The 26,145-nt window shown below is 63.2% G+C and carries 28 protein-coding genes, 1 tRNA gene and 1 riboswitch; of the genes, 21 read left to right on the top strand and 8 right to left on the bottom strand.

Annotated elements, in window-relative coordinates:
• The first annotated feature begins 346 nt into the window (after positions 1 to 346).
• The 4 genes from proS to NP945_RS23625 all read left to right on the top strand — a co-directional run bounded on the left by proS (position 347) and on the right by NP945_RS23625 (position 5,477).
• Positions 347 to 1,675, top strand: coding sequence for a proline--tRNA ligase (gene proS, locus NP945_RS23640; protein WP_256747669.1), 1,329 nt, complete (start codon positions 347 to 349; stop codon positions 1,673 to 1,675).
• Entirely contained in the window at positions 1,672 to 2,958 is a 1,287-nt protein-coding gene (locus NP945_RS23635; protein WP_127810084.1) for a lipoprotein-releasing ABC transporter permease subunit, read from the top strand. The genes proS and NP945_RS23635 overlap by 4 nt, the downstream gene beginning before the upstream one ends.
• Entirely contained in the window at positions 2,955 to 3,638 is a 684-nt protein-coding gene (locus NP945_RS23630) for an ABC transporter ATP-binding protein (RefSeq protein ID WP_174800360.1), read from the top strand. Before NP945_RS23635 ends, NP945_RS23630 begins: the two co-directional genes overlap by 4 nt.
• 588 nt (positions 3,639 to 4,226) lie before the next feature.
• Entirely contained in the window at positions 4,227 to 5,477 is a 1,251-nt protein-coding gene (locus tag NP945_RS23625; protein ID WP_256747668.1) for a site-2 protease family protein, read from the top strand.
• A gap of 21 nt (positions 5,478 to 5,498) precedes the next feature.
• Here the strand turns inward: NP945_RS23625 and lipB are convergent, their stop codons facing one another.
• On the bottom strand, positions 5,499 to 6,242 hold the full coding sequence (lipB, locus tag NP945_RS23620) for a lipoyl(octanoyl) transferase LipB (RefSeq protein WP_256747667.1): 744 nt from the start codon (positions 6,240 to 6,242) through the stop codon (positions 5,499 to 5,501).
• A 235-nt stretch (positions 6,243 to 6,477) separates the two neighbouring features.
• Between lipB and NP945_RS23615 the strand changes: the two genes are divergently transcribed.
• The 3 genes from NP945_RS23615 to NP945_RS23605 all read left to right on the top strand — a co-directional run bounded on the left by NP945_RS23615 (position 6,478) and on the right by NP945_RS23605 (position 8,715).
• Positions 6,478 to 6,562, top strand: a tRNA-Leu gene (locus NP945_RS23615).
• A gap of 190 nt (positions 6,563 to 6,752) precedes the next feature.
• Positions 6,753 to 8,171 carry a magnesium transporter gene (gene mgtE / locus NP945_RS23610; RefSeq protein WP_127382185.1) on the top strand — a complete coding sequence of 473 codons (1,419 nt, stop codon included), beginning with the start codon at positions 6,753 to 6,755 and terminating at the stop codon, positions 8,169 to 8,171.
• 157 nt (positions 8,172 to 8,328) lie between these two features.
• The gene (locus NP945_RS23605; RefSeq protein WP_023685221.1) at positions 8,329 to 8,715 is read left to right on the top strand and encodes a MerR family DNA-binding transcriptional regulator; all 387 of its coding nucleotides are present in this window, start codon (positions 8,329 to 8,331) and stop codon (positions 8,713 to 8,715) included.
• Between the two features lie 316 nt (positions 8,716 to 9,031).
• Here NP945_RS23605 and NP945_RS23600 read toward each other — a convergent pair whose 3' ends face one another.
• Positions 9,032 to 9,508 (bottom strand): isoprenylcysteine carboxylmethyltransferase family protein, encoded by a 477-nt coding sequence (locus NP945_RS23600; RefSeq protein WP_127267999.1) that lies wholly within the window; start codon positions 9,506 to 9,508, stop codon positions 9,032 to 9,034.
• Positions 9,505 to 10,503, bottom strand: a complete 999-nt coding sequence (locus tag NP945_RS23595; RefSeq protein WP_256747666.1) for a heparan-alpha-glucosaminide N-acetyltransferase — start codon at positions 10,501 to 10,503, stop codon at positions 9,505 to 9,507. Before NP945_RS23595 ends, NP945_RS23600 begins: the two co-directional genes overlap by 4 nt.
• A gap of 222 nt (positions 10,504 to 10,725) precedes the next feature.
• Between NP945_RS23595 and NP945_RS23590 the strand changes: the two genes are divergently transcribed.
• The 5 genes from NP945_RS23590 (at position 10,726) to cobO (ending at position 14,334) form a co-directional block, all read left to right on the top strand.
• Entirely contained in the window at positions 10,726 to 11,925 is a 1,200-nt protein-coding gene (locus NP945_RS23590) for an MFS transporter (RefSeq protein ID WP_127297842.1), read from the top strand.
• 65 nt (positions 11,926 to 11,990) lie between these two features.
• A riboswitch (cobalamin riboswitch) is annotated at positions 11,991 to 12,188 on the top strand.
• A 35-nt stretch (positions 12,189 to 12,223) separates the two neighbouring features.
• The gene (locus tag NP945_RS23585; protein ID WP_127267996.1) at positions 12,224 to 12,403 is read left to right on the top strand and encodes a CbtB domain-containing protein; all 180 of its coding nucleotides are present in this window, start codon (positions 12,224 to 12,226) and stop codon (positions 12,401 to 12,403) included.
• Positions 12,404 to 12,418: 15 nt separating this feature from the next.
• Positions 12,419 to 13,210, top strand: coding sequence for a CbtA family protein (locus NP945_RS23580; protein ID WP_256747665.1), 792 nt, complete (start codon positions 12,419 to 12,421; stop codon positions 13,208 to 13,210).
• Positions 13,203 to 13,718 carry a bifunctional adenosylcobinamide kinase/adenosylcobinamide-phosphate guanylyltransferase gene (gene cobU, locus NP945_RS23575; protein WP_256747664.1) on the top strand — a complete coding sequence of 172 codons (516 nt, stop codon included), beginning with the start codon at positions 13,203 to 13,205 and terminating at the stop codon, positions 13,716 to 13,718. The genes NP945_RS23580 and cobU overlap by 8 nt, the downstream gene beginning before the upstream one ends.
• 1 nt (position 13,719) lies before the next feature.
• On the top strand, positions 13,720 to 14,334 hold the full coding sequence (gene cobO, locus NP945_RS23570) for a cob(I)yrinic acid a,c-diamide adenosyltransferase (protein ID WP_127331450.1): 615 nt from the start codon (positions 13,720 to 13,722) through the stop codon (positions 14,332 to 14,334).
• Between the two features lie 40 nt (positions 14,335 to 14,374).
• On the opposite strand, the gene cbiB is transcribed toward cobO, so the two are convergent.
• The gene (gene cbiB, locus NP945_RS23565) at positions 14,375 to 15,343 is read right to left on the bottom strand and encodes an adenosylcobinamide-phosphate synthase CbiB (RefSeq protein ID WP_128309160.1); all 969 of its coding nucleotides are present in this window, start codon (positions 15,341 to 15,343) and stop codon (positions 14,375 to 14,377) included.
• Between cbiB and cobD the strand changes: the two genes are divergently transcribed.
• Positions 15,342 to 16,391, top strand: coding sequence for a threonine-phosphate decarboxylase CobD (cobD, locus tag NP945_RS23560; protein ID WP_256747663.1), 1,050 nt, complete (start codon positions 15,342 to 15,344; stop codon positions 16,389 to 16,391). The two genes, cbiB and cobD, sit on opposite strands and share 2 nt — an antisense overlap.
• Positions 16,388 to 16,897, top strand: a complete 510-nt coding sequence (locus tag NP945_RS23555) for a tyrosine phosphatase family protein (RefSeq protein WP_127272559.1) — start codon at positions 16,388 to 16,390, stop codon at positions 16,895 to 16,897. The genes cobD and NP945_RS23555 overlap by 4 nt, the downstream gene beginning before the upstream one ends.
• Before the next feature lie 22 nt (positions 16,898 to 16,919).
• Here NP945_RS23555 and NP945_RS23550 read toward each other — a convergent pair whose 3' ends face one another.
• The 4 genes from NP945_RS23550 to NP945_RS23535 all read right to left on the bottom strand — a co-directional run bounded on the left by NP945_RS23550 (position 16,920) and on the right by NP945_RS23535 (position 18,877).
• Positions 16,920 to 17,213 (bottom strand): type II toxin-antitoxin system RelE/ParE family toxin, encoded by a 294-nt coding sequence (locus tag NP945_RS23550; RefSeq protein ID WP_256747662.1) that lies wholly within the window; start codon positions 17,211 to 17,213, stop codon positions 16,920 to 16,922.
• Complete coding sequence (locus NP945_RS23545) at positions 17,213 to 17,467, bottom strand: type II toxin-antitoxin system ParD family antitoxin (RefSeq protein ID WP_127271993.1); 255 nt, start codon at positions 17,465 to 17,467, stop codon at positions 17,213 to 17,215. Before NP945_RS23545 ends, NP945_RS23550 begins: the two co-directional genes overlap by 1 nt.
• A gap of 168 nt (positions 17,468 to 17,635) precedes the next feature.
• Positions 17,636 to 18,439, bottom strand: a complete 804-nt coding sequence (locus NP945_RS23540; protein WP_256747661.1) for a creatininase family protein — start codon at positions 18,437 to 18,439, stop codon at positions 17,636 to 17,638.
• Between the two features lie 54 nt (positions 18,440 to 18,493).
• Positions 18,494 to 18,877, bottom strand: coding sequence for a RidA family protein (locus NP945_RS23535; RefSeq protein WP_127271694.1), 384 nt, complete (start codon positions 18,875 to 18,877; stop codon positions 18,494 to 18,496).
• A gap of 265 nt (positions 18,878 to 19,142) precedes the next feature.
• On the opposite strand from NP945_RS23535, the gene NP945_RS23530 reads away from it, so the two are divergent.
• The 7 genes from NP945_RS23530 (at position 19,143) to NP945_RS23500 (ending at position 26,100) form a co-directional block, all read left to right on the top strand.
• On the top strand, positions 19,143 to 20,147 hold the full coding sequence (locus NP945_RS23530) for an ABC transporter substrate-binding protein (protein WP_256747660.1): 1,005 nt from the start codon (positions 19,143 to 19,145) through the stop codon (positions 20,145 to 20,147).
• 12 nt (positions 20,148 to 20,159) lie between these two features.
• Positions 20,160 to 20,987: an ABC transporter ATP-binding protein gene (locus NP945_RS23525; RefSeq protein ID WP_127272562.1), complete on the top strand. Its 828-nt coding sequence runs from the start codon at positions 20,160 to 20,162 to the stop codon at positions 20,985 to 20,987.
• The gene (locus tag NP945_RS23520; protein WP_127268481.1) at positions 20,974 to 21,825 is read left to right on the top strand and encodes an ABC transporter permease; all 852 of its coding nucleotides are present in this window, start codon (positions 20,974 to 20,976) and stop codon (positions 21,823 to 21,825) included. Before NP945_RS23525 ends, NP945_RS23520 begins: the two co-directional genes overlap by 14 nt.
• A gap of 196 nt (positions 21,826 to 22,021) precedes the next feature.
• Complete coding sequence (locus NP945_RS23515) at positions 22,022 to 23,323, top strand: cytosine deaminase (protein WP_256747659.1); 1,302 nt, start codon at positions 22,022 to 22,024, stop codon at positions 23,321 to 23,323.
• Positions 23,323 to 24,726 (top strand): FAD-binding oxidoreductase, encoded by a 1,404-nt coding sequence (locus NP945_RS23510; RefSeq protein WP_256747658.1) that lies wholly within the window; start codon positions 23,323 to 23,325, stop codon positions 24,724 to 24,726. The genes NP945_RS23515 and NP945_RS23510 overlap by 1 nt, the downstream gene beginning before the upstream one ends.
• 205 nt (positions 24,727 to 24,931) lie before the next feature.
• Positions 24,932 to 25,513 (top strand): NAD(P)H-dependent oxidoreductase, encoded by a 582-nt coding sequence (locus tag NP945_RS23505; protein ID WP_256747657.1) that lies wholly within the window; start codon positions 24,932 to 24,934, stop codon positions 25,511 to 25,513.
• Positions 25,513 to 26,100, top strand: coding sequence for an NAD(P)H-dependent oxidoreductase (locus NP945_RS23500; protein ID WP_127322284.1), 588 nt, complete (start codon positions 25,513 to 25,515; stop codon positions 26,098 to 26,100). Before NP945_RS23505 ends, NP945_RS23500 begins: the two co-directional genes overlap by 1 nt.
• Positions 26,101 to 26,145 lie beyond the last annotated feature (45 nt).

Raw genomic sequence — 26,145 nt, 5'->3', positions numbered from 1 at the left:
GAGGTACATTAGCCTAAGGCGAATGAAAATGTCACGAAGAATTTTGCCTTGAAACGGGCATTCTCGTGCTGCACTGCACAATAGTGTGGCAGGCGTTGCTTGGCGAACGATCATCAAGACGCGCGCGGTGACCGGGAGGCCTTGCAGCGCCGTGGGTCTTCTGGGCGGGCGAAGGACGGTGCGACGCTTCTGATCCCGGCTATCCCGTGCTTTCTGAAATCGATTGCCGCTTTTCGGGCCGAAGCGTCCGGGTTCCCATTCCGCCTTGAAATGGCTATGAAGCCGGGTCAAGCAAGCCAAAGTCGCGCCGATTCTGGCGCGGCCCTCCTCACTCACGGACCTGTCCATGCGTTTGTCGCGCTATTTCCTGCCGATCCTCAAAGAAAACCCGCGCGAGGCCGAGATCGTCTCGCACCGGCTGATGCTGCGTGCCGGCATGATCCGCCAGCAGGGACAGGGCAGTTTCTCGTGGCTGCCGCTCGGCAAGCGGGTGCTGGACAAGGTCTGCCGCATCATTCGCGAGGAGCAGAACCGCGCCGGGGCGCTGGAAATCCTGATGCCGACCATCCAGTCGGCCGATCTGTGGCGCGAAAGCGGCCGCTATGACGACTACGGCAAGGAGATGCTGCGCATCAAGGACCGGCAGGACCGCGACATGCTCTACGGCCCGACCAATGAGGAAGTGGTCACCGAGATCGTCCGCGCCTATGTGAAGTCCTACAAGGACCTGCCGCTCAATCTCTACCACATCCAGTGGAAGTTCCGCGATGAAGTGCGGCCGCGCTTCGGCGTCATGCGTTCGCGCGAGTTCCTGATGAAGGACGCCTATTCTTTCGACCTCGACTTCGAGGGCGCCAGGGCGGCCTACAACAGGATGTTCGTGTCCTATCTCCGGACTTTTACGCGCATGGGGCTGCAGGCGATACCGATGCGGGCCGACACCGGGCCGATCGGCGGCGATCTCAGCCATGAATTCATCATCCTGGCCGACACCGGCGAGAGCCAGGTCTATTGCCACCGCGACTATCTTTCGCTCGATGTGCCCGGAGAGAAGACCGACTTCGCCAATGCCGCCGAGATCGGCGATATAGTCAAGACTTGGACGACACCCTACGCAGCCACCGACGAGATGCACGACGAGGCGGCGTGGGAGAAGATCGGCGAGAGCGACAAGGTTTCGGCGCGCGGCATCGAGGTAGGCCACATCTTCCATTTCGGCGACAAATATTCGAAGCCGATGGGCGCCAAGGTGACCGGGCCCGACGGCAAGGATCATTTCGTCTCCGGCGGCTCCTACGGCATCGGTCCGTCGCGGCTGGTCGCGGCGATCATCGAAGCCAGCCATGACGACAACGGCATCATCTGGCCGGAGGCGGTGGCTCCGTTCGACATCGGGCTGATCAACATGAAAGCGGGCGACGCCGAGTGCGACCGCGTCTGCGACGAGCTGCATGCCGCTTTCGTCGCCGCCGGCAAGGACGTGCTCTACGACGACACCGACCAGAGGCCCGGCGGCAAGTTCGCCACCGCCGACCTGATCGGCCTGCCCTGGCAAGTGATCGTCGGGCCGCGTGGTGTCGCAGCCGGCGAGATCGAGATCAAGAATCGCAAGACCGGCGAGCGCGAGACGCTGCCGATCGCAGACGCGAAGAAGCGCTTCGGTGTCGCCGCATGAACGAGGCGGTGGCGGCAAGACCGGTCGGCGCCGGACCCTTTTCCATCTTCGAGCGCATGGTCGCCTGGCGCTATCTGCGTTCGCGGCGCAAGGAGACGGTGATCTCGGTGATCGCCTCGATCTCGTTCCTCGGCATCATGCTGGGCGTCGCCACGCTGATCGTGGTCATGGCGGTGATGAACGGTTTCAGGGCGGAGCTTTTGACGCGCATCCTCGGCGTCAACGGCCACCTGATCGTGCAGCCGCTCGATTCGCCACTGGAGGACTACGCGCAGGTCGCCAGCCGCATCAACGGTGTGTCAGGCGTCAAATACGCCATCCCGCTGATTGATGGCCAGGTGCTCGCGCAAGGCAATGTCGGCGGTGGAACCGGAGCGCTGGTGCGCGGCATACGCGGCGAGGATCTGAGCAAGATCGCCATCGTTGCCAGCAACATCAAGCAGGGCTCGATCGCCGATTTCGACTCTGGCGACGGCGTTGCCATCGGCAAGCGCATGGCCGAGAATCTCGGCCTGACGCTTGGCGATACCATCACCTTGATTTCGCCCGACGGCGACGTGACGCCGATCGGCACCACGCCGCGCATGAAGGGTTACAAGATCGCGGCGATCTTCGAAGTCGGCATGTCCGAATATGACACCTCCATCGTCTACATGCCGTTTTCCGAAGCGCAGCTCTATTTCAATATGGATGGGCGGGCGCAGACGATCGAGATCTATGTCGACAATCCAGATGATGTCGATGCGCTGAAACCGAAGGTGGAGGCGGCGGCGCAGCGGCCGATCGACATGGTCGATTGGCGCCAGCGCAACGAGACCTTCTTCTCCGCGCTGCAGGTCGAGCGCAACGTCATGTTCATGATCCTGACGCTGATCGTGCTGGTGGCGGCGCTGAACATCATCTCCGGCCTGATCATGCTGGTGAAGGACAAGGGGCACGACATCGCCATCCTGCGCACCATGGGGGCGTCGCGCGGCGCCATCCTGCGCATCTTCCTGATGACGGGGGCGGCGATCGGCGTGACCGGCACGCTCGCCGGTGTGCTGCTCGGCGTGCTGATCTGCACCAACATCGAATCCATCCGCCAGTTCTTCTCATGGATGACCGGCAAGGTGCTGTTCAATCCGGAGCTTTATTTCCTCAGCCAGTTGCCGGCGAAGATGGATCCGCGCGAGACGACCTATGTCGTCCTGATGGCGCTCGGACTGTCCTTCCTGGCAACGGTGTTTCCGGCATGGCGCGCCGCGCGCCTCGATCCGGTCGAAGCCTTGAGGTACGAATAGTGGCCGAGGTCATTATCGAGCTGAAGAGCGTCGAGCGGCACTATGTCCAGGGGCCGCGCAAGCTCACCATCCTGAACGGTGCCGATTTCTCGCTGAAGCGCGGCGAGATGGTGGCGCTGGTGGCGCCGTCGGGCACCGGCAAGTCGACCCTGCTGCACACTGCCGGCTTGCTGGAGCGTCCCGACGCTGGCGACGTCATCCTGGCCGGCCGTGCCTGCGGGCGGCTCTCCGATGACGAGCGCACGGCGATCCGCCGCAACGATGTCGGCTTTGTCTACCAGTTCCATCACCTGCTGCCGGAATTCTCGGCGCTGGAAAACATCATGATGCCGCAGCTCATCAAGGGGCTCAGCCGCAAGGACGCGGCCGAGCGCGCGGCGCAGCTGCTCGACTACATGCAGATCGGCAAGCGCGCGTCGCACCGGCCGTCCGAACTCTCCGGCGGCGAACAGCAGCGCGTCGCCATCGCGCGTGCGGTCGCCAATGCGCCGCTGGTGCTGCTGGCCGACGAGCCGACCGGCAATCTCGACCCGGTCACCGCGTCTTATGTGTTCGAGGCGCTGGCGGCGCTGGTCAAGCAATCGGGCCTTGCGGCGCTGATTGCCACCCACAATCACGAATTGGCATCGCGCATGGACCGGCGCGTCACCCTGGCCGACGGCAAAGTGGTGCCGCTTTAGTCTCTGATGTCGTCATCCTAGGGCGAAGCTCCGCGGAGCGGAGCGTAGACCCTAGGATCCATGCCGTTATTTTCGAGACAAATGCAGGGGTGGAGGATATGCGACCTCTATCAGAGCGATAATTCTGCACCGTAGCATCGCCCCTGGGTCACGGCATGGATCCTAGGGTCTGCGCGCGTCGCTCCGCTCCTTGCTCCGCCCTAGGATGACGATGCGATGGCTAATCGCAAAGGCTTCGGTCAGCCCACGTAGCACCGTCGCTCGCCCGTCAACCTTTCCTTAACCCTGCCGATTTGATCGCCCGGAAATTCCGGAGGCGGCCGCATCGTGCCCGTTGACTTTGAAACAAAATTAGAACAAAATGCGAACATATCAACAACAGGAGAGAGTTATGACCGATCTGGTTCAGGATGTCATCTCACTGGTTTGCATGAGCACCTTCCTTGTTTCCATGGCGATCTGGATCGGAGCCATGTGATTTGGCGGCGTTCGCCGCCGCGGGTCCTACGCGGTGGAAGGCCGTTCCGCCGTTAAGCTTTTCTTGCCGCCGCGACGTTAGGGTGCCTGAAAGACAGGGAGCAGCGTCGCGTGTCGCCCATCGTCACGGCCATTCTGGTGGCCAGCAATCTCGGGTTGATCTTTCTGTTGATGACCGTGCCGCTTGGTTTGCGCACGGTGCGGCTGACCCGTCTGGTGGCGATGGACCGCCAGCGCCTCTGGCAGGCGCTGTGGCCGCTCGGCAGCGATGCCGGCTGGTCCGGTGAGATCCTTTCCGCCGAGGCGCCGGACGGCGAGGGCGTGGCCCGCATCACGCTGTCGTGGGAAGGTCGCGACGGCAAGCCGATCGAACGCAAGTCGCGGTTTGAAGACGTCGTCGAAGGTATCAGCTTCTCGATGCGTGTCATCGAGGACACGGCGCTCGACGCTTCGTTCTGGAAGGACTTTTCCGAAACCGCCGAACTCGTTTCCGAGGGCAACGGCACGCGGGTGACGCTCAGCCAGACGGATCGCTATCGCGGCGTCGCCTTCCTGGTGTTCCGCTATTTCGCCCTGCGCCGCGAACTCTCCAAGCTGCAGCGCTGGGCGCGGACCGGGGAGTATCGCAAGGGCGGTTGGTTCGAGCATCCGTTGAGCCAGGTCGGTTTCGCCGGGCTTTCGGCGCTGATCCTGTGGCCATTCTTCGGACTTCACTTCGGCGGCCTGGCACTGGCCGCGATCCTCACATCGGTGGTCGCCCTGCATGAGCTTGGCCATATGGCGGCGTTCCGGCTTATGGGCCACAACCGGGCACGGATGATCTTCATTCCGCTGCTCGGCGGCATCGCCATTGGCGGGCGGCCCTATGACAGCCGTTTCGAGGTGGCTTTCGTGGCGCTGATGGGCGCCGGCTTCTCCGCATTCCTGGTGCCGGTTGTGATCGCTGCCAGCACCTTTGCCGGCGCGGAAGGTCACCGGCTGGCGGCGGCCCTGCTGGCGACCCTGGCGGGCTTCGCCGCACTGTTCAACATCGCCAATCTGGTGCCGGTATGGAAGTTCGACGGCGGTCAGGTGCTGCGCCAGATCTGTCCGGGACCGGTCGCACTGGCGCTGGCTTCCTTCTTCCTGCTCTCGGCTTTCCTGGCTGTCGGTTGGCAGGCCGGCTTTTCCTCCAATTTCCTGCTCGCGACGGGAGCGGTGTTTTCGATCCTCAGCCTGCTGACGATGAGCAGCGGGGTCAAGCCGCGTTACGAGCTGAAGCCGATCCGCACCATCGACCGCCTCGCCATGGCCGCGGCGTTGCTGGCGGTGTTCGCCATCCATGGCTACGGCGTATTGTGGGCCTCCGCCCAACTGATTTGAGCCGTACCGGGTCCGGAAGAATCAACCGGCCTTGCGCTCGGCTTCGACAGGCAAGACCGTGGCGGGACCGAACACATCCTCGAAGGCGGATTTCAGCGCCAGGTCAAGGTCGGCCATGGTCAGGGGAAGGCCGAGATCGACGAGGCTGGTGACGCCGTGGTCCTGCACGCCGCAAGGCACGATGCCGCTGAAATGGTCGAGGTCGGGCTCGACATTGATAGCGATGCCGTGAAAACTCACCCAGCGCCGCAGCCGAATGCCTATGGCCGCGATCTTGTCCTCCGCCGGCGAGCCGTCCGGCAGGGCAGGGCGATCCGGCCGCACCACCCAGACGCCGACCCGGTCCTCGCGGCGCTCGCCCTGCACGTTGAAGGCGGCGAGCGTGCCGATGATCCACTGTTCGAGCGCCGCGACGAAGGCGCGGACGTCCTCGCGTCGCCGCTTCAGGTCAAGCATGACATAAGCGACCCGCTGGCCCGGCCCATGATAGGTGTATTCGCCGCCGCGGCCGGCTGCAAACACCGGGAAGCGGCTGGCGTCGATCAGATCCTCGCCGCGGGCGCTGGTGCCGGCCGTGTAGAGCGGCGGGTGTTCGACCAGCCAGACCATTTCGCCGGCAGCGCCGCTGCGGATCGCCTCGGCGCGCGCCTCCATGAAGGCAAGTGCTTCGGGATAGGCGGTAAGGCCGGGCTCGATCAGCCATTCGACCGGTGCTGAACCGGGGAGCGGCAGGAACGACGTGGCGATCTGGCTGCGTTCGGGCATGGCGTATCGTCTTTTCGCTTATGCATGTCGCGTCCCAAAACCGCCTCGCACCTTTGGGTGACATCAACTTGCCTTCCATATGGCGATATCAGGCGCAAACGTCCAGTTCCGGCGCTGCGTTCGGACCCTGTGGAGCATTATGCCAATCGCCTGACATTATTGCTTGCCGTGCACTTGTTTCGCCGGAAACGATTTGCTACACGCCGCGAGCCGGTCGGTTCCGGCTCTACCACGTGCGGTCGTGGCGGAATTGGTAGACGCGCAGCGTTGAGGTCGCTGTGGGGCAACCCGTGGAAGTTCGAGTCTTCTCGACCGCACCATTTTCCTTCCCAGATCCCGATTGTGCAAGCTCCGCCCGCTGCGGGCCGGGCGCATTTCGTTTGATATTCCCGCGCTTTACGCCACTTTCTTTTTGAGCGTCGGATTCTCCCAAAACCGGTTTCCCCTTTGGGTCCGATGCTCTAGACCTGATTTGCACCTTTTCCGGGATTCTTGTGGCGGGAGGCGCTGGTGGAAGGCGAGCACGAACGGACGATTGGCGCCAGGGCCGCCGAGGAGCACCACGCCGACATCTATGGCGAGGACGGCGCCGTGCTTTCGTCCTTCCTGGCGCGGATTGGCGCGGCGATCGCCGACCGCGACACGCTGACCCTCAAGCATGAAGTCGACGACCTGCACCAGTCGGAACTCGGCGACCTGCTCGAGGCGCTGCATCCCGAACAGCGCCACGCGCTGGTCGAGCTCCTGGGCGCCGATTTCGACTTCTCCTCGCTGACCGAGGTCGACGAGGCGATCCGTATGGAGATCGTCGACAGTCTGCCCAATGCGCAGATCGCGCAGGCGGTACAGGAGCTCGATTCCGACGACGCCGTCTACATTCTCGAAGACCTCGAGAAGGAGGATCAGGACGAGATCCTGTCGCAGCTGCCGTTCACCGAGCGGATCAGACTGCGCCGCTCGCTCGACTATCCCGAAGAGACGGCCGGCCGCCGCATGCAGACCGAGTTCGTCGCGGTGCCGCCGTTCTGGACGATCGGCCAGACCATCGACTACATGCGCGACGACCAGAATCTGCCCGAGCGCTTCAGCCAGATCTTCGTCATCGATCCGAGCTTCAAGCTGCTCGGCGCCATCGACCTCGACCAGATCCTGCGCACCAAACGTTCGGTCAAGGTCGAGGAAGTGATGCACGAGACGCGGCACGCCATTCCGGCCACCATGGACCAGGAAGAGGCTGCACGGGAATTCGAGCAGTACGATCTTTTGTCGGCCGCAGTCGTCGACGAGAACGAACGGCTGGTTGGCGTTCTGACCATCGACGATGTTGTCGACGTCATACAGCAGGAGGCCGAAGAAGACTTGATGCGCATGGGCGGCGTCGGCGACGAGGAGCTTTCCGACAGCATCTTTTCGACCTCGCGCTCACGCGTTCCGTGGTTGCTGATCAACCTTCTGACCGCGTTCCTGGCGGCGTCGGTGATCAGTCTGTTCGACCGCACGATCGAACATATCGTCGCACTGGCGGTGCTGATGCCGATCGTCGCCGGCATGGGCGGCAATGCCGGCTCGCAAACCATGACCGTCACCGTGCGGGCGTTGGCGACCAGGGATCTCGACATCTACAATGCCGGCCGCATCATTCGCCGCGAGATGGGTGTCGGCTTCATCAACGGCATCGTCTTCGCCATCCTGATCGGCATCGTTGCGGCAGCCTGGTTCCGTGACCCCAATCTGGGCGGCATCATCGCGGCGGCGATGATCATCAACATGTTCGTGGCCGCCCTGGCCGGCATCCTGATCCCGCTGCTGCTCGATCGTTTCAAGGTCGATCCGGCGGTCGCTTCGGCAGTTTTTGTCACCACGGTTACCGACGTCGTCGGCTTCTTTGCATTTCTCGGCATAGCTACGTGGTGGTTCGGTGTGCCCTGAAGGCACGCCTTTTGGCTTAATTGACTTTTACGTAAATGCCATGCGAGGCTTGCGCGGGGCGCCATGTCGATTCCGGCATGGCATGGGTTTTGGTTCGGGACATAAGGGCGACGCCGGCATGGCGATCGCCCCTTGGTTTCGGCGTGCGGGAGTGGCAATGCGAGAATATTATTCGATCACCGAGTTGACCCGCGAGTTCGACGTGTCGACGCGGACGCTGCGCTTTTACGAGGACGAAGGGCTGGTGCAGCCGGTGCGGCGTGGCCGCACGCGGCTGTTTCGCCCCTCCGACCGGCACCTCATCCGTCAGATCATGCGCGGCAAGAGGCTTGGCTTCTCGATCAACGAAATCCGCGAGATCATCCAGATGTACAAGGAGCCGCCCGGCGAAGTCGGCCAGCTCAACCTGATGATCAAGCGCATCGAGGAAAAGCGCGAGGATCTCCGGCAGAAGCGCCGCGATCTCGAGGAGACGCTGGCTGAACTCGACCAGGCCGAGGAATCTTGTGTGGAGCGGCTGGTTGAGCTTGGCGTGAATACCTGAGCGGACTGGATTCTGTCGCGCGTTAGCGTTCGGAATTAGCGGAGACGTCTATTCCTTCGTCATCCTAGGGCGGAGCAAGGAGCGTAGCGACGCGGCGCAGACCCTAGGATCCATGCCATGACTGCAATGCACCGCGACGGCGCAGAACTTTGCTCCGCTGCACTCCTCGACCGAGGTCACGGCATGGATCCTAGGGTCTCCGCGACGGAGCTGCGCTCCTGCTTCGCCCTAGGATGACGAAGTTCGCAAGACTTAGGCTAATCGCCGAAGTGTGCACCTGTCAAACCTCTCCGCGATGGAAACCAGGGGCGCCAGCTCAGATCCAGCGGCGCACGCGTTTGGCGTAGTCGCGGTACTTCTTGCCGAATTTTGCCGCCAGCACCTTTTCCTCGCCTTCGATCGCCATTTTCTGCGTGGCATAGGCGGCGATGAATGCGAGCGGCAGGAACCACACGATGCCCGAGACAAAGGCGACCCCGATCAACAGCAGGGTGTTGGCCAGATACATCGGATTGCGGGTGATGCCGAAGGGACCCGTGGTGACCAGGTGATCGGGCACAGCGTTCGGGTTCAGCGTGGTCTTGGCGCGGACCATGGTGCGGATCGCGGTGACCCAGAGCGCGGCGACGGCAAACAGCGCCACCCAGCCGGTGGCGAAAAGAATATCGCCCAGGAGGTCACCGATCCAGGGCAGGGGATAGAGCAGGCCCAGCGCGATGCTGATGGCGATGGCGGCGGTGTAGATCAGCGGCGGCCACGGTATGAGCCCCGGCTTAGGCTGGTTCTCGGTCATTTGACCTCTTCCTCCATCAACTTGCTGTCGGTCTTGGCGGTACACATGCCGGCGAGATCGGACAGATGCGTCTTCCATTCCGCAGTCTGATCGTTGTTGTAGAGCCGATCAAGCGTTGCCTCGCCCTCGAGCGTATCGAGCATGCAGACACAGTAGCTCGTACAGAACTCGGTGTCGCGCGACTGCTCGCAGGACAGCTGGCAGGTTTTGAGGAAATTCACCTGCGGGGTTTCGACCTGTGCCGGCATGATCTGCGAGAACAGCCACATGCAGCCGATCAGCAATGGCTGGTGGATCAGGTAGAACGCCAGGCTGTGCCGGCCGATAAAGACCAGCGGGTTGGCCCAGCGACCGGGCGCCAATTCGGCAAGCCGGGCAAGTACGCCTGAACCGGCGGCGAGTTTCGTCATCGCGATGCCCGCAAGCACGGCGCCGAACCATGGAAACAACGGAACGTAGTCGTTGGAGCGTGGATTGTTCGCCGACAGGCCGACCCACCACAGCCATGGGTGATCGAACGCCTCGAGGCGCAGATAGACAGGCGCCGCGATGACGAGCGCGGCGACGACAAGCGTCAGCAGTGCCGGCAGCCGCAGAAAGGCGAGGCCGAGCAGGCTGGCCAGCGCGATCTCGTGCAAGATGCCGAAGAAGATGAATCCATCCGGCGTGGCGATACGGGTGACGACCGATATCGCGATCGCGGCTCCCGCGACCATGGCGAACCGCTTCCAGAAGCCGTTCCAGCGGATTTGTCGGCCATGGGCGAGGTACAGACTGACGCCGACCAGGAACAGGAAAGTCGAAGCGATGCAACGCGCGTAGATCTTCCACCAGCCGAAGGCGGTCAGGCCGGGATCGGTGTAGCCGAAGAACTCCAGATCCCAGGTGAAATGGTAGCTCGCCATGGCGATCAGCGCGATGCCGCGCACGATGTCGATGGCGACGATGCGCTTTGGTCGATCCGGAACGGGTGCGGTCGGCGTTTGGATGCTCATGGTCTCGCATTCTGATTCAGCCCCGCTGGAGGACTATCACGGTTGCCCCGGACAAAAGAAGACCGGCAACTCTGCCGACAACCCGGATCAGCCGCGGCATTGGGCCAGTGCAGGGAAGCCTTTGGCCGGCTTCGCTTTTGCCGGATGCGCGTCGGTTTCCTCTTATTGGCGCTGGGATCGCCACGTCAGATTTGACCCGGTGAATCTGCTTCGGGGAAAGCAATGTCCACCCATGTGCGCCATCCGATCTGGCTGCCGGCTCTCAAGGCCGCGGACGCGCGCACCTTCGCGTCGCTCTATGCGGTCGAATCCTTCGCCCGTGCCACGGTGTCGAGCGTCATCCCGATCCAGGCCTACGAGATCCTGCACAACGAGCAGATCGTGTCGATGCTCTACACAGTCGTGGCGATGCTCGGCCTGTCGGTGACATTGTTCATGCCGATGCTGATCCGCCGTTTTGCCCGGCGCTGGGTCTACACATCAGGCGCCTGCCTGCTGGCCGTCGGCTCGCTGTTCTTCGTCACCGACACGCTTGCCGGGCAACTGGCCGGCATGCTGTGCCGGGTGATGGGCGCCAGCGCGCTGTCGATCACGCTCAATCTCTACATCATGGACCACATCCGCAAGACCGACTTCATGCAGGCCGAATCGCTGCGCATGGCGTGGTCGATGCTGGCCTGGACCGGTGGGCCGACGCTCGGCATCTTCCTCTACACGCGCTTCGGCATCTATGCCGCGCATGGTGCGGTCGCGGTGTTCGCGTTTGCCCTGCTGGCGCTGTTCTGGACCTACCGCCTCGGCGACAACCAGTCTATCCGTCCGGGCAAGACGCGCCCCGTCAATCCGCTCGCCAATATCGGCCGCTTCGTGGCGCAGCCCAGGCTCAGGCTGGCTTGGCTGATCGCCTTCGGCCGCTCCTGCTTCTGGACGACGTTCTTCGTCTATGGGCCGTTGTTCATGGTCATCACAGGTGAGGGCAAGCTGGCCGGCGGCCTGCTGGTTTCGGCCGGCAACGCGCTGTTGTTCATGGCGATTTTCTGGGGCAAGGCAGGAAAGCGCTTTGGTGGCCGCGGGACCATGACATTCGCCTATTTCGCCATGTCGGCCGCGCTTTTGGCGGCGGGCTTCGTCGGCGAAACCGTGCCGCTGCTTACCGGCGCCTTCCTGCTCTGCGGTGCCTTCTTCACCATTGCGCTCGACGCCCTCGGCTCGACCGCCTTCATGCGCTCGGTGCGCTCCTATGAAAGATCTCAGATGGCAGCGGTCTACCGCACCTATCTCGACTTTTCCGAGTTGACGCCGCCGCTGGTCTATTCGGTGGCGCTGGCCTTCTTCGGCCTGGGCTCGGTGTTCGTCACGCTCGGTCTGCTGGCGGCGGTCTGCGGCTTTGTGACGTGGCGCTATCTGCCGAAATCACTTTGACCTTCATGGCGCATTCGCAATGGTCACCGGCGGAATTTGGTTTGCCGGAAGCGAGGATTCTGCCTATAGTCACCGCTGTCGCCGGTTCCATTTTGGAGCCAAGAGGGAATGCGGTGAGGGCGAATTTCGCCCAATGCCGTGGCTGCCCCCGCAACTGTGTGCGGTAGTCCTCTCCATAAACCACTGAGGATTTTTTCTTCGGGAAGGTGGGGAAGGACGCTGATCCGTGAGCCAGGAGACCTGCCGGCGACAGGAAACTGACTTCGATGCCCTCGGGTGGAGGGCGAAAGGACAAGACATGACTACCGCTTCCGTCTCCCTCGGCACCTCCGTCTCCTCGCAGTCGCGCTTCATGCAGCTCGCTCTTGCCGCGCTGCTCGGCGTTTTCGTGATGGGCTTTGTCGGCTTCTCGCATATCGATGCGGTCCACAATGCGGCTCACGACTATCGCCATTCGATGGCGTTTCCCTGCCACTGACGAGGGGCTGACATCATGAACCTGTTTCGCAACGTCGTGTTCATCGCGGCGATCGCAGGGCTCGTGGCCGGCGTCGTCCTCGCCTGCCTGCAAGCCTATGCCACCGTGCCGCTGATCCTGAAGGCGGAAGTCTACGAACAGGCGGGCGGCGGGCATCACCATGACCATGCCGCTCCGGCCGCAACGGATAGCAATGCCATGAGCACAACTGCACCGGCGGGAGATGCCATGAGCTCTGCTGCCCCGGCGGCGGAAGCCGCTCCGGCAGACGAAGGCTGGGCGCCGGCAGATGGTTTCGAGCGTTTCGCCTTCAGCGTGCTTGCCAACATTGTCACCGGCATCGGCTTCGCCTTGATCCTGGTCGCGGTCTCCGAATTCGCCGGCGGCATCGGTGGCTGGCGCCAGGGCGTGTTCTGGGGCCTGGCCGGCTTCGCCGTGTTCACGCTGGCGCCTGGCCTCGGCCTGCCGCCGGAACTGCCGGCCATGCCGGCCGCCGATCTCACCCAGCGCCAGATCTGGTGGTGGGCGACGGTGGCGGCGACCGCCGCCGGTCTCGGCCTGATCGCGTTCCGCAAGTCGCTGCCGCTGGCGATCCTTGCCGTCCTGCTGATCGTCGCGCCGCATGTTGTCGGTGCGCCGCAGCCCGGCAGTTACGAGACGGCGATTCCGGAAGGGCTGCATCACCAGTTCGTGGTGGCGGTGACCGTGACCAATCTGGTGTTCTGGCTGGTGCTCGGCGCCGTCGTCGGTGTGGTGCGTGGCCGCTTCACCGGCACCGCGACCAGCCTGCGCGACAGCTTTGCCTGATCGCAAGACACTGACCTTCCTCATCGGCGGTGCGCGCTCCGGCAAGAGCGCGCACGCCGAAATTTTGGCGACCGCCTTGCCGCCGCCCTGGACCTATATCGCCACGGCGCAAGCCTATGATGACGAGATGCATGAACGCATCGCGTTGCACCGATCGCGGCGCGGCGAAGGCTGGACGACCATCGACGCACCGCTCGATCTCTCCGGTACGCTTGCCGCCTTGCCGGAGGATCGGCCGGTGCTTGTCGACTGCCTGACGCTGTGGCTGACCAACCACATGCTGGCTGAACACGATTTCGAGCTGGAATGCCGGCGATTGGCGGAGGTGCTGTCGCGGCCGCGCGGGCCCTGGTTCGTGGTGTCCAATGAAGTCGGCCAAGGTATCGTGCCGGACAATGCACTGGCGCGCCGGTTTCGTGATGCCGCCGGCCGGCTCAACCAGCAGGTCGCCGCCGTCGCCGACATGGTGCTGCTGATGGTGGCAGGGCTGCCGCTCAAGGTGAAATGACATGACCGACATCGACAATAGGGACGAAGAACGCCACCGCGCCAAGATGGCCAAGCGCAAGGCTGTGCAGGATGCCGAGGTGGCGAGCAAGACGGTCGAGAAGGGCTTGCTCATCGTCAACACCGGACCGGGCAAGGGAAAGACCACCGCCGCCTTTGGCCTGGCGCTGCGCATGCTCGGCTACGGCAAGCGCGTCGGGGTCGTCCAGTTCATCAAGGGCAAGTGGCACACCGGCGAGAAGGACGCCTTCGCCGCCTTCGGCGACCGCGTTGTCTGGCACGCGATGGGCGAGGGGTTCACCTGGGAAACGCAGGACCTGAAGCGCGACATCGCCGCCGCCGAAGCCGCGTGGGCCAAGGTGCTTGAGCTGATGGCCGATCCGTCGATCAGCCTGCTGGTGCTCGACGAACTGAACATTGCGCTGCGCTACGACTATCTCGACCTCGACAAAGTGGTTGCGGCGTTGAAGGCGCGGCGTGAGGGCCTGCATGTCGTGGTCACCGGCCGCAACGCCAAGCCGGCGCTGATCGAGGCGGCCGACCTCGTCACCGAAATGGGCGTGACCAAGCACCATTTTTCCGCAGGCGTGAAAGCGCAGCAGGGGATCGAGTTCTGAGCGTTTCTTACCCTCCCCACAAGGGGGAGGGTGAAGTAGATCACGCCACGATGACAACGACCGAAACCAACCCGAACAGCGCGATCAGCAGATAGTCGGCGATGCGATAGAGTTTCAGCGCTCGCCTTATGTCGACGCTGTCGGCCTCGCGCCGCCCACCTTCGCCCATGAAGACGTCGTCCACGAGCACGCCGCCGTAGCTGCGCGGCCCGGCGAGCGCCAGGCCGAGCGCACCGGCCATCGCCGCTTCCGGCCAGCCGGCATTGGGTGAGCGGTGTTTTTTCGCGTCGCGCCACACCGCATGCCAGGCATTTTTCGCATCAGCGCCTTTGACGAAGAACGCCGCCAGCACGATCAGCAGCGCCGTCAGCCGCGACGCCGGCAGATTGATCCAGTCGTCGAAGCGCGCCGCCGCCCAGCCGAAGGCCTCGTGGCGCGGGGTGCGGTGGCCGATCATCGAATCGGCGGTGTTGGCGGCCTTGTAGGCGGCGCCGCCGGCCAGGCCGCCGACGCCGGTCCAGAAGGCGGGGGCGACGATGCCGTCGGAGAAATTCTCAGCCAGGCTCTCGATCGCGGCGCGGCAGACGCCGGCCCTGTCGAGCGTTTCAGGGTCGCGGCCGACGATTCGCGAAACGGCAAGGCGGGCCAGAGCGAGGCCACCGGTGTCGAGCGCGTCCGCCACAGCCTCGACATGCTCATAGAGGCTCTTCTGCGACAGAAGCGACGTTGCCAGAAGGGCCGTGATGACGAGGCCCATGGGAACGAACCAGAACAGGATCTGCACGCCCAGGCCAATTATCGCCGGCACCAGCACGATGACCAGCAGCGCCTGGACACCACGCTTGCGACGCAGCGCGTCGGGATCAGTGGCGCGGTTGAGCCTGCGGTCGAGAAAGGATATCAGCCTGCCGAACCACGTCACCGGATGGCCGATGGCGCGAAACAGCCAATCGGGGTAACCGAGGGCGAATTCGACGGCCAATGACAGGAAAGCGATCAGGACTGACATGAAGCTTCTTAATGGGGCGGTTGTGGACCATGGTGGAAGTCTTGGCCGCGCGAGGGCGCTTTTCCCCAACGCCCTGCTGCCATTCGTCGACCTCTCGACCGGTATCAATCCGCACTCCTACCCGCTTTTCGACCTGCCCGCCACCTCGCTGTCGCGGTTGCCGGAAGCCGCGCGCACGCGTGAGCTGACAGAGATCGCTGCCAGTGCCTATGGGGCGCCGTCGCCAGCCAACATCGTGGCGGCACCGGGCACGCAGATCCTGTTGCCGCGCGTCGCCTCGCTGATTACCCCCGGAAGGGCGCTGGTGCTGGGTCCGACCTACGCCGAACATGCCCGCGCAGCAGTGATCGCCGGGCACGCGGTGACCGAGGTCGGCGATTTCGCTGACCTGGCGGACGCCGACCTTGCCATCATGGTCAATCCGAACAATCCGGATGGACGTGTCATCGAGCGCGACCGGTTGCTGGCTCTGGCTGCCGGATTACGCGCTAAGGGCGGGCTGCTGGTTGTCGACGAGGCGTTCATGGATGTTGGGCCGCGCGAGCATAGCCTCTGCGGCGATGTCGGCCAGGGCGGCGTCGTCGTGCTGCGCTCGTTCGGCAAGTTCTTTGGTCTAGCCGGCCTGCGGCTCGGTTTTGCACTTTCCGATCCTGTGACGGTCGAACGGCTGGAAACACAATTCGGGCCATGGGCCGTCGCCGGCCCGGCGCTGGAATACGGCATTCGCGCGCTTGCCGATATCGGCTGGCAGGACGCGATGCGGACGGCGCTGGCTGATGAATCGGCGCGGCTCGATGCGCTGTTCGGCCGCTTCGGTATTCCCGTTATGGGTGGCACCACGCTGTTCCGTTTTCTTCGCCTGCCGCATGCTGCCGATTTGTTTGCCGCGCTCGGCGGGCGCGGCATTCTGCTTCGCCATTTTGCCGATCGGCCTGACGTTCTGCGCGCCGGCCTGCCGGGGAGTGAGGAGGAATGGCAGCGGCTCGAGACCGTTCTTGCCGAATGGGCGTTGCGGCGCGAGCATCAATCGAAGGGTTCGAAACAATGATCCATGTCTGCTCGCTGGCAAAGATCGAGGAAACGGTGGCCAGGAGCGGCGCCGACCGCATGCTGTCGCTGCTTGCCGCCGGAACGGCGGTGGTCCGGCCGGCCTCGATATCGAAAGAAAATCATCTGCATCTGGTCATGCATGACATCGCGGCGGCGCAGGACGGCATGACCATGCCGGGCGAGGAGCATGTCCGCAACCTGCTCGATTTCGCGCGCCGCTGGGACCGTGCAAGGCCGATGCTCGTGCATTGCTATGCCGGCATCAGCCGCTCGACGGCTTCGGCCTATATCATCGCGGCCGCATTGGCGCCGAAACGCGACGAGGCCGAATTGGCGCGGACGCTGCGGGCGCTGTCGCCCTCGGCAACACCCAATCCGCGACTGATCGCGGTGGCCGATGCGCTGCTTGATCGCAACGGCCGCATGATCGAGGCGATCGAATCGATCGGCCGCGGTGCGGATGCCTTTGAAGGCACGCCCTTCGCGCTGAGGATCGACAGCTAGCTGCCCCCATGTCGTTGTTCGATTATCGGGTGCCTTCATTCGCCCAATCTTCATGCCCGTGCCGTATCCGGACAATGAACACGTCGTCGTCGGCTTCGATCCGGTAGACGACAAGATGGGCTTTGAAGGGATGGATACGCATCGGTGGCGCCAATTCAAGCCGCTCCCGCGCTATTCGGGGACTGGCAGCGATCAGGTCAAAGATCGTGAACTCGTCATGATACTGTCTGGCCTGCACAGCGCCGAACAGGCGCACCCCTTGCTCGGCAATACTGACGATGTCCTCTTCCGCAGCTAAAGAAAGGCGAAATCCCACTACCCATTGCCGGATGGCTTTTCAGCGCGTTTAACCGCCTCCGTGAAAAGCGCGTCCCTGGATCGATTGCCGATGCCACTCTTCAAGCCATCATCGACAAAGCGCTGCATGGCGGCAATCTTGTCATTGCGCTCCTGATCCCGACGGATCAAATCGCGCACATAGTCGCTCGCGTTGGCGTAACGGCCCGTTTCGGTTTGCGCCTCCACCCAATCTTTCATCGGGTCGGGCAATGATACGTTCATCGTTGCCATACTGGCCCCCATATCCCGTCCAGTATGGTCCGTTTTGGCAAAGTTTGTCAAAATCTCTTGTGCGGAAATCTCTTGTCCAAAAGCGCGATTGTCAGATACGCCCTCCGTCGCCTGGTTTGTTCAAGAGGACAGCGCTTGCCTTTCGATGCCAGACCACTGGTTTGGAGGCTACGTCAACCAGTCCGCGAGCTTCGCCTTGCGCACATCCCGCAGCAGGCTGATGAAGCCGTCGGCCTGATATTCCGCCGTCAGCCGGCCCTTCTCCGCCGTCGCGATGCTGGCATCGCCGACGACGCCGTTCGGGTTGAGATCGCTGGCGATCCAGGCGAAGGCATGGGTGCCGGTGTGGCGCAGGAGCGAAAATTCGTTTTCGGCTTTGGCGACATTGGAAACGAAATTGTCGGCCTTGGCCATGTCGACGAGGTCCGGCCGGAAATGCAGCATCAGCGAGGTCTCGACATCGCCGCCATGGATGCCGTGGCGGTCCTCCAGTTCGGTGTACATGCCGGCCGGGCGGCCGAAGCGCTGCCAGCTGGTCTTTACCGCCAGCATTTTTTCGCGCACGCGCAATTCGCGCGTGACGATGCCCATGATCTCCTCGTTGCCGCCATGCGAATTGACCACGATCAGCTTGCGCACACCGGCGCGCGCGATCGACAGGCCAAGCTCGGTCCAGGCTTCGATCAGCGTGGTTGCCGGCAGTGTGAGGGTGCCCGGCGCATGCAAATGTTCGTTCGATTTGCCTACCGCCTGGACCGGCAGGATGCGGATGTCGAGATCGTCGGGCAGGCGGGCGATGACCGTGTCGAGCATGCCGTTCATGATCGAGGTGTCGGTCGAGACAGGCAGATGCGGGCCATGCTGCTCGATCGCCGCCACCGGCAGCACGGCGATCGTCGCCTCCGGATCGATCGAGGCGTATTCGGTGGTCCGGTAGTCGCCCCACCACACACGTTTCTTCGCAACAGTCATGTCATGCCTCTTCGATGAACGGCCAGACCTAGCGCGGCGGAGGTTGTCTGTCGATCACCCGGCCGCGATAGCCTCGACCTCGACTTTGAATTCGGGTCGGGCAAAGCCGGAGACGATCATCAGCGTCGAGGCCGGCGCGGGGCTGGAAAACAGCCGGTCGCGGACATCCATATAGGGCCGCAGATGCGCGCGGTCGGTGACATAGGCGTTGATACGGATGATGTCGCGTAGGCCCAGCCCGGCTTCGCCGAGGATCGCTTCGATGTTGCGGAAGCAGAGTTCGGCCTGCGCGCCGGCCTCTTCGGGAATCTGGTCGTCCGCGGTTATGGCAACCTGACCCGAGCACAGCACCAGCCGCTTTCCAGGCGGTACCTCGACGCCGTGGCTGTAGCGGGCAAAGGGCGGCTTGATCGACTTCGGGGTGAGGAATCTGAACATGGCAATCTCCTGGGTGCCGCCAGCCTAAAGCCGGACCCATTACACCTTCAAGATGGCGGTGCATGTTGCCCGGGCGATTGTGGACAGCCGTTCAAAAAATAGGCACGATGCCTTTCGTACAGCATGACCCGTCCGCGCTTGGCATGGCAACGTCTTTCAAGCGGGCGGCCCCGGCGCCAGACGCCGGTGGCATGTGTCTTGCTTCTTGAATCTTTGGTGTCGAGCCTGGCGCGTGGCGCGCCGGAGCAAACAGAGGGTGGTGTGGATGTACGGAAAACAGAAGATCTCGGTGGCGGCGGTGGCCCTGCTTGCAGCCAGCACGCTGGGTGCTGCTGCGAATGAGAAAGTCACCTTCGGCACCAACTGGTTGGCCCAGCCGGAGCATGGTGGATATTATCAGTCCGTGGCGGACGGCACCTACGCCGCCTGCGGCCTCGACGTCACCATCATGCAGGGCGGTCCGCAGGTCAGCGGCCGACCGCTGCTGCTGGCCGGCAAGATCGATTTCTACATGGGCGGCAATCTGCTGTCGGCTTTCGATGCCGTCCAGCAAGGCATTCCCATGCGCGTGGTGGCGGCGGACTTCCAGAAGGACCCGCAGGTCATCATGTCCCACCCCGGCGAAGGGATCGACAAATGGGAGGACCTGAAGAACGCCGACCAGTACATATTGGGCGACGAGGGCGTGCAGACCTTCTTCCAGTGGATGGTCATCGAACTCGGCTTCGACGCTTCCAAGCGCGCGCCCTACACCTACAACACCGCTCCCTTCCTCGCCAACAAGAAGTCGATCCAGCAGGGCTACGTCACCTCGGAGCCGTTCGCGGTCAAGAAGGAAGGCGGCTTCGTGCCGAACCAGTTCCTGCTCGCCGACTATGGCTGGGACACCTATTCGACGACGATCGAGGTGATGCAGGATACGATCGACAAGAAGCCGGAGGTGGTCCAGTGCTTCGTCGATGGCTCGGCCAAGGGCTGGTACAAATATCTGTACGGCGACAACAAGGCCGCCAACGACATGATCAAGAAAGACAATCCCGATATGAGCGACGAGCAGATCGCGTTCTCGATCGAGCAGATGAAGAAGTTCGGCCTTGCCGATTCCGGCGACACCGAAAAGCTCGGCATCGGCGCCATGACCGACGAGCGGATCAAGAATTTCTACGACAAGATGGTCAAGGCCAAGGTCACGCCAGCCGGCATCGACATCAAGAAGGCCTACACGCTGACCTTCATCAACAAAGGCGTCGGGCTCGAGCTGAAGAAATAGGCCGGTCCCGGTATGATAAGGGAAAAGGTGGCGCAAGCGCCGGCTGCATCGGGTGCGGCCCCGACGCTTCTGGCGCTGCGTGGCGTCGGCAAGGTTTTCTCCAACGGCGTGACGGCGCTCAACGATGTCGACCTGACCATCAGGGAAGGCGATTTCCTCAGCCTGCTCGGGCCGTCGGGTTGCGGCAAGTCGACGGCGCTGCGGCTGATCGCCGGCCTGTCGACGCCGACCTCCGGCGTGCTCGACTGGCGCGGCGGCGGCTCAGCTGACCGCTCGAACATCGGCTTCGTCTTTCAGGAGCCGACGCTGCTGCCCTGGGCCAACATCTTCGACAATGTCTGGCTGCCGCTGCGGCTGAAAGGTATTTCCCGTGCCAAGGCGGCACCTGCGGTGACGGAAATGCTGGCGCGGGTTCACCTGACCGGTTTCGAAGACGCGGTGCCGCGCGAACTGTCCGGCGGCATGAAGATGCGCGTCTCGATCGCACGCGCCATGGTAACCAAACCGCGCGTGCTGCTGATGGACGAACCGTTCGCGGCACTCGACGAGATCACCCGCTTCAAGCTCAACAATGATCTCCTGGAACTGTGGCAGGACGAACGCTTCACCGTCGTCTTCGTCACCCACAGCGTCTTTGAAAGCGTGTTCCTGTCCAACCGCGTCGTTGTCATGGCGGCGCGGCCGGGCCGGGTGTTCGACGAACTTGCCATCGAGGCCTCCTATCCGCGCGATGAGGCGTTTCGCACCTCGCCCGACTATGCGGCACTGTGCCGTCAGGCTTCCGATGTGCTGGTCAAGGCCATCAATTCAACAGCAGGCGCGCATCATGACGGCCATTGACGAGCGGGCGCTCGAACTCGACCCCGAGGAGGCGCGCCGCGTGCGCCAGGCGCGGTTCGAGCGGATCGGCCGATGGGTGCTGCCGCTGGCGATCATGATCCTGGCGATCTGGCTGTGGGATCGTATCTGTGTGTGGAACGAGATCCCGCAATACATCCTGCCGCGCCCGGGCGTGGTTCTGTGGACGCTCTACAACGATGCCGGCCTGCTGTTTTCTTCGCTGCTGGTGACCTTACGCATCACCTTCCTCAGCTTGGCTCTGGCGGTCATCGGCGGGGTCGGGCTGGCGGTGCTGTTCGCACAATCGAAATGGGTGGAGATGTCGTTCTTCCCCTTCGCCATCGTGCTGCAGGTGACGCCGATCGTGGCGATCTTTCCGCTGATCAACATCTATGTGAACGACCAGACGACCAAGCTTCTGCTGTGCGCCTGGATCGTCGCCTTCTTTCCGATCCTGTCCAACACCACGCTTGGCCTCAACTCCGTCGACCGCAATCTGCGCGACATGTTCAAGCTCAACGGCGCGACGCGCTGGCAGCAACTGCGCTATCTCAGGCTACCGGCGGCGATGCCCTATTTCCTCGGCGGGCTGAAGATCGCCGGAGGCCTGTCGCTGATCGGCGCCGTGGTGGCCGAGTTCGTCGCCGGCACCACCGGCCAGTCGTCCGGTCTTGCCTCACGCATCATCGAGGCCGGCTACCGGCTCAACGCGCCGCGGCTGTTCGCGGCGCTGTTCCTGATCTCGCTGACCGGCATTTTGATCTTCCTCGTGCTGTCGCTGATTTCGCATCTCATTTTGCGGCGCTGGCACGAAAGCGCACTGAAGCAGGAGCGCTAGGATGTGTGACCGTGATTGATATGTTGGCGCGAGGCGCCCCCCTCTGTCCTGCCGGACATCTCCCCCTCAAGGGGGGAGATTGGCTGTTGTCACGACCTTCGCCAATCTCCAACGTTGAAAAAAAAGAGCCGGCGCGGACGCTGCCAATCTCCCCCCTTGAGGGGGAGATGTCCGGCAGGACAGAGGGGGGCAGGCCTTGATACCAGCCTCCGGCTCTTATCAGCTCGCTAACGTCCGTGTTCATCAATCACTGACGTCGGGCCTTACTGCAACTTACGATAATAACGGTTTCGCGCTGGCCGACATTGCCGTCGCCGACGGCAAGGTCTCCAGCATTGCAGCGCATGACCGATCGAAAGCGCCTGCCGATGCGATTGACCTCGCCGGCCGTATAATCCTCCCATGCTTCGTCGACTGCCACACGCATATCGACAAAGGCCATATCTGGCCGCGGAAACCAAATCCCGATGGCACCTTCATGGGCGCGCTGAATGCCGCCGGAGCCGATCGCGTGGCACGCTGGAGCGCCGAGGATTTGGCGCGGCGGATGGATTTTTCACTGCGCTGCGCCTACGCCCATGGCACCCGGGCGCTGCGCACCCACATCGACAGCGTCGCGCCGCAGGAGGAGATCTCCTGGCCAGTGTTCGAGACGATGCGCGAGGCATGGTGCGGCCGTATCGAATTGCAGGGCGCCTGTTTGCTCGGCATCGAAGGCGTGCGTGACAAAAAGTGGTTCGACAGACTGGCAAAGCGGGTTGCCGCGGCCAAGGGCGTGCTCGGTGTCGTCACCTATATGGTGCCGGACCTGGAAGAACTGCTCGACCATGTCTTCGCGCAAGCCATCAAGCATGGCCTCGATCTCGATTTCCATGCCGACGAGACCGATGATATCTCCGCCATATCGTTGAAGAAGATCGCCGAGGCCGCTCTCTGGAACGGTTTCGAAGGAAAGATCCTCGTCGGCCATTGCTGCTCGCTCGCGCGCCAGCCGGACCTCGATGTGCTCGATACGCTGGACAAAGTGGCGAAGGCCGGGCTCGCCGTCGTCTCGCTGCCGATGTGCAATCTCTATCTGCAGGACCGGCGCGGCGACCAAACCACGCCGCGCTGGCGCGGTGTGACGCTGCTGCACGAGATGAAGGCGAGGGGCATTCCGGTGGCAGTCGCTTCCGACAACACGCGTGATCCCTTCTACGCCTATGGCGATCTCGACATGCTGGAGGTCTACCGCATGGCGACGCGCATCCTGCATTTGGACCATCCGGTCGCCGACTGGCCGCAAGCGGTCACCGCGACGCCGGCCAAGGTGATGCGGCTTGATGGCTTCGGCACGCTTGCCGCCGGCGGCGATGCCGATTTCATCCTGTTCAAAGGCCGAAGCTGGACGGAATTGCTCTCGCGACCCGAATCGGATCGCATCGTGGTGCGCGGCGGCAAGGCGATCGACCGGCAATTGCCCGACTATGCCGAACTCGACGAACTGATGGTGGGATAATGGACGTTTCGGCGCTCAAACGCGATCTTGACGGGCTCAAGGTCGACGACAACCCGGCCATCGTCCAGCAGAAGAGCCGTGACTTCTACTGGTACAGCCCGGTGCTGAAGCAGCAACTGGACCATGTCACCGGCGATCTGATCGTGACGCCAAGGAATGAGACCGAACTGATACGCGTGCTTGCCGCGTGTCATTGCCATGGCGTGCCGGTGACGCCGCGTGGCAGCGGCACCGGCAATTACGGCCAGGCGATGCCGCTCTCCGGCGGCGTCGTGCTCAACCTTGCCGAGATGAACGAGATCAAGTCGATCGCGCCAGGTCGCGTTGTGAGCGGACCGGGGGCGATCCTGGCCGATATCGACAAGGCGACGCGGGCGCATTCCGGGCAGGAGCTGCGGCTGTCGCCCTCCACCTACAACACCGCTTCGATCGGCGGCTTCATCGCCGGCGGTTCGGGCGGCGTCGGCTCGATCAATTTCGGCGGCCTGCGCGATTTCGGCAACGTGCTGCGCCTGCGCGTGGTGACGATGGAAGCCGAGCCGAAAGCGCTCGAACTCACTGGCGAGGATCTGCACAAGGTGACCCACGCTTACGGCACCAACGGCATCATATCGGAGGTCGAGATGCCGCTGACCGCGGCTTATGAATGGATCGATGTCATCGTCGGTTTCGACGCTTTCATGGATGTCGCCCGCTATGGCAATGCGCTGGCTTGCCAGGACGGTATTTTGACCAAGCTGATCACGCCGATAGCCGCACCCGTGCCGCAGCTCTATTTCAAGCGGCACCAGAAGTTCCTCCGGGAAGGGCAAAGCATTTGCGTCGTCATGGTGGCGCGGCACGGGCTGGACGCTTTCCTTGCCTTCACCCGCCGTGCCGGTGGCGAGGTGATCTACAATGCGGCCACGGCGACGCCGGACGAGAAAAAGGGCCTGCCGCCGGCCTATGAATTGGCCTGGAACCACACCACGCTGAGGGCGCTGCGCGTCGACCCTTCGATCACCTATCTGCAGTCGCTCTACCCCTTTCCCAACCAGCTGGCGCTGGTCGAGAAGATGGATGCGATGTTTCCCGGCGAGGTTTTTTCGCATCTGGAATTCGTGCGGCTGGACGGCAACATCACCTGCTTCGGCCTGCCGCTGGTCAAGTTCACCACCGAGGCGCGGCTCGACGAGATCGTGCGCCTGCATGAGGAGAATGGCTGTCCGATCTTCAACCCGCATCGCTACACGCTGGAAGAGGGCGGCATGAAGCAGACCGACGCGGTGCAGCTCGCTTTCAAGCGCGAGACCGATCCGCAAGGGCTGCTCAACCCCGGCAAGATGATCGCCTGGGAGAACCCGGACTATGACTACCGGTCGGGCCGGACATTCCTTTTCAAGGGGCTGCAGAGGGCAAGCTGATGACCAGCGTGTGGCGCTGCACCCCCCTCTGGCCTGCCGGCCATCTCCCCCTCAAGGGGGGAGATCAGACTGCCGCGCTGCTTTCGCTAACCATCAACGTCGCAGATAGGCAGCAACGCGGAAACCGCCAATCTCCCCCCTTGAGGGGGAGATGCCCGGCAGGGCAGAGGGGGGTGCCTCGCGCTGACCTGCAGGATGTCCTCCGATGAACATCCTCGTCCTTTACGCCCATCCGGTCGAGACCAGCTTCAATGCCGGCCTGCACCGCATGATCGTAGAGCGGCTGACAGCGGCGGGCCATGCGGTGGACGACTGCGATCTCTACGCGGAGGATTTCGATCCGCGGATGACGCGCCAGGAAAGACTGGACTACCACAGCCAACGCGGCGCCGCTGACGCTGCCGCGCCTTATGTCGAACGCCTGCTGCGGGCCGATGCGCTGGTGCTTTCCTATCCGGTCTGGAACTACGGCTTTCCGGCGATCCTGAAAGGCTTTTTCGATCGCGTCTTCCTGCCGGGCGTGTCGTTCAAATTGGTCGACGGCAAGGCGCAGCCGTCGCTGGACAACATCCGCAAGGTTGCAGCGGTGACCACCTATGGCGGCAGCCGGTTCCGCGCCATGCTGATGGGCGATCCGCCACGCAAGCTGATCAAGCGCATGCTGCGCGCCACCGTAAAACCGGGCGCGCCGGTGAGCTATCTCGCGCACTACGCGATGAACCTGTCTACCGACCAAACGCGCAAGGCTTTCATGACCAAGGTCGCGGCCAGCATGGATGCCTTCTGATGCGCGCGCTGGTGGTTTACTGCCATCCGGTGCCCGAGAGCTTTTGCGCGGCCATCCGCGACACCGCCGTGGACGTGCTGACGCGACGAGGCTGGGAGGTGCGGCTGCTCGACCTCTATGCCGAGAAATTCGATCCGGTGATGGGCTGCGACGAGCGGCGCTCCTACAACGACCAGTCGCCGCAGGACCCGGCACTGAAGCCGCATTTCGAACTGCTCAACTGGGCCGAAGCGATCCTGTTCGTCTATCCGACCTGGTGGTACGGACTGCCGGCGATGCTGAAGGGCTGGCTCGACCGGGTGTGGGCGACGGACGTCGCCTTCAAGCTGCCGGCGGGCAAGGGGCGGATCAAGTCGCTGATGACGCATGTAACCAAGGTCGGCGTCATCACCACCTGCGGCGCGCCGACCTGGTGGAGCGTCGTCGTCGGCCAGCCGGGACGCAAGACCCTGCTGCGCGGCATGCGGGCGCTATGCGCGACGCGCTGCCGGACGTTTTTCCTGGCGCACTATTTGATGGATGCCTCGACGCCGGCAACGCGGGCGGCGTTTCTGGCGAAGGTGCGGGCGAAGTTGGAGCGGTTTTAGGGAATTAGCGTCCTTCTCCCCGTAAACGGGGCGAAGGAAGAGGGG

Source organism: Mesorhizobium sp. LMG17149 (genome assembly GCF_024518695.1).
In the GTDB taxonomy this organism is placed as follows: domain Bacteria; phylum Pseudomonadota; class Alphaproteobacteria; order Rhizobiales; family Rhizobiaceae; genus Mesorhizobium.
The sequence above is the reverse complement of the archived record's forward strand: the minus strand, read 5'-3'. Positions and strand labels throughout refer to the sequence as shown.

What these genes read in the sequence shown, in the direction of transcription:
- proS (WP_256747669.1), top strand. Translation starts at nt 347, where the DNA reads ATGCGTTTGTCGCGCTATTTCCTGCCGATCCTCAAAGAAAACCCGCGC.
- NP945_RS23635 (WP_127810084.1), top strand. Translation starts at nt 1,672, where the DNA reads ATGAACGAGGCGGTGGCGGCAAGACCGGTCGGCGCCGGACCCTTTTCC.
- lipB (WP_256747667.1), bottom strand. Translation starts at nt 6,242, where the DNA reads ATGCCCGAACGCAGCCAGATCGCCACGTCGTTCCTGCCGCTCCCCGGT.
- NP945_RS23605 (WP_023685221.1), top strand. Translation starts at nt 8,329, where the DNA reads ATGCGAGAATATTATTCGATCACCGAGTTGACCCGCGAGTTCGACGTG.
- NP945_RS23600 (WP_127267999.1), bottom strand. Translation starts at nt 9,508, where the DNA reads ATGACCGAGAACCAGCCTAAGCCGGGGCTCATACCGTGGCCGCCGCTG.
- NP945_RS23595 (WP_256747666.1), bottom strand. Translation starts at nt 10,503, where the DNA reads ATGAGCATCCAAACGCCGACCGCACCCGTTCCGGATCGACCAAAGCGC.
- NP945_RS23590 (WP_127297842.1), top strand. Translation starts at nt 10,726, where the DNA reads ATGTCCACCCATGTGCGCCATCCGATCTGGCTGCCGGCTCTCAAGGCC.
- NP945_RS23585 (WP_127267996.1), top strand. Translation starts at nt 12,224, where the DNA reads ATGACTACCGCTTCCGTCTCCCTCGGCACCTCCGTCTCCTCGCAGTCG.
- NP945_RS23580 (WP_256747665.1), top strand. Translation starts at nt 12,419, where the DNA reads ATGAACCTGTTTCGCAACGTCGTGTTCATCGCGGCGATCGCAGGGCTC.
- cobO (WP_127331450.1), top strand. Translation starts at nt 13,720, where the DNA reads ATGACCGACATCGACAATAGGGACGAAGAACGCCACCGCGCCAAGATG.
- cobD (WP_256747663.1), top strand. Translation starts at nt 15,342, where the DNA reads ATGAAGCTTCTTAATGGGGCGGTTGTGGACCATGGTGGAAGTCTTGGC.
- cbiB (WP_128309160.1), bottom strand. Translation starts at nt 15,343, where the DNA reads ATGTCAGTCCTGATCGCTTTCCTGTCATTGGCCGTCGAATTCGCCCTC.
- NP945_RS23555 (WP_127272559.1), top strand. Translation starts at nt 16,388, where the DNA reads ATGATCCATGTCTGCTCGCTGGCAAAGATCGAGGAAACGGTGGCCAGG.
- NP945_RS23545 (WP_127271993.1), bottom strand. Translation starts at nt 17,467, where the DNA reads ATGGCAACGATGAACGTATCATTGCCCGACCCGATGAAAGATTGGGTG.
- NP945_RS23540 (WP_256747661.1), bottom strand. Translation starts at nt 18,439, where the DNA reads ATGACTGTTGCGAAGAAACGTGTGTGGTGGGGCGACTACCGGACCACC.
- NP945_RS23535 (WP_127271694.1), bottom strand. Translation starts at nt 18,877, where the DNA reads ATGTTCAGATTCCTCACCCCGAAGTCGATCAAGCCGCCCTTTGCCCGC.
- NP945_RS23530 (WP_256747660.1), top strand. Translation starts at nt 19,143, where the DNA reads ATGTACGGAAAACAGAAGATCTCGGTGGCGGCGGTGGCCCTGCTTGCA.
- NP945_RS23525 (WP_127272562.1), top strand. Translation starts at nt 20,160, where the DNA reads ATGATAAGGGAAAAGGTGGCGCAAGCGCCGGCTGCATCGGGTGCGGCC.
- NP945_RS23520 (WP_127268481.1), top strand. Translation starts at nt 20,974, where the DNA reads ATGACGGCCATTGACGAGCGGGCGCTCGAACTCGACCCCGAGGAGGCG.
- NP945_RS23510 (WP_256747658.1), top strand. Translation starts at nt 23,323, where the DNA reads ATGGACGTTTCGGCGCTCAAACGCGATCTTGACGGGCTCAAGGTCGAC.
- NP945_RS23505 (WP_256747657.1), top strand. Translation starts at nt 24,932, where the DNA reads ATGAACATCCTCGTCCTTTACGCCCATCCGGTCGAGACCAGCTTCAAT.
- NP945_RS23500 (WP_127322284.1), top strand. Translation starts at nt 25,513, where the DNA reads ATGCGCGCGCTGGTGGTTTACTGCCATCCGGTGCCCGAGAGCTTTTGC.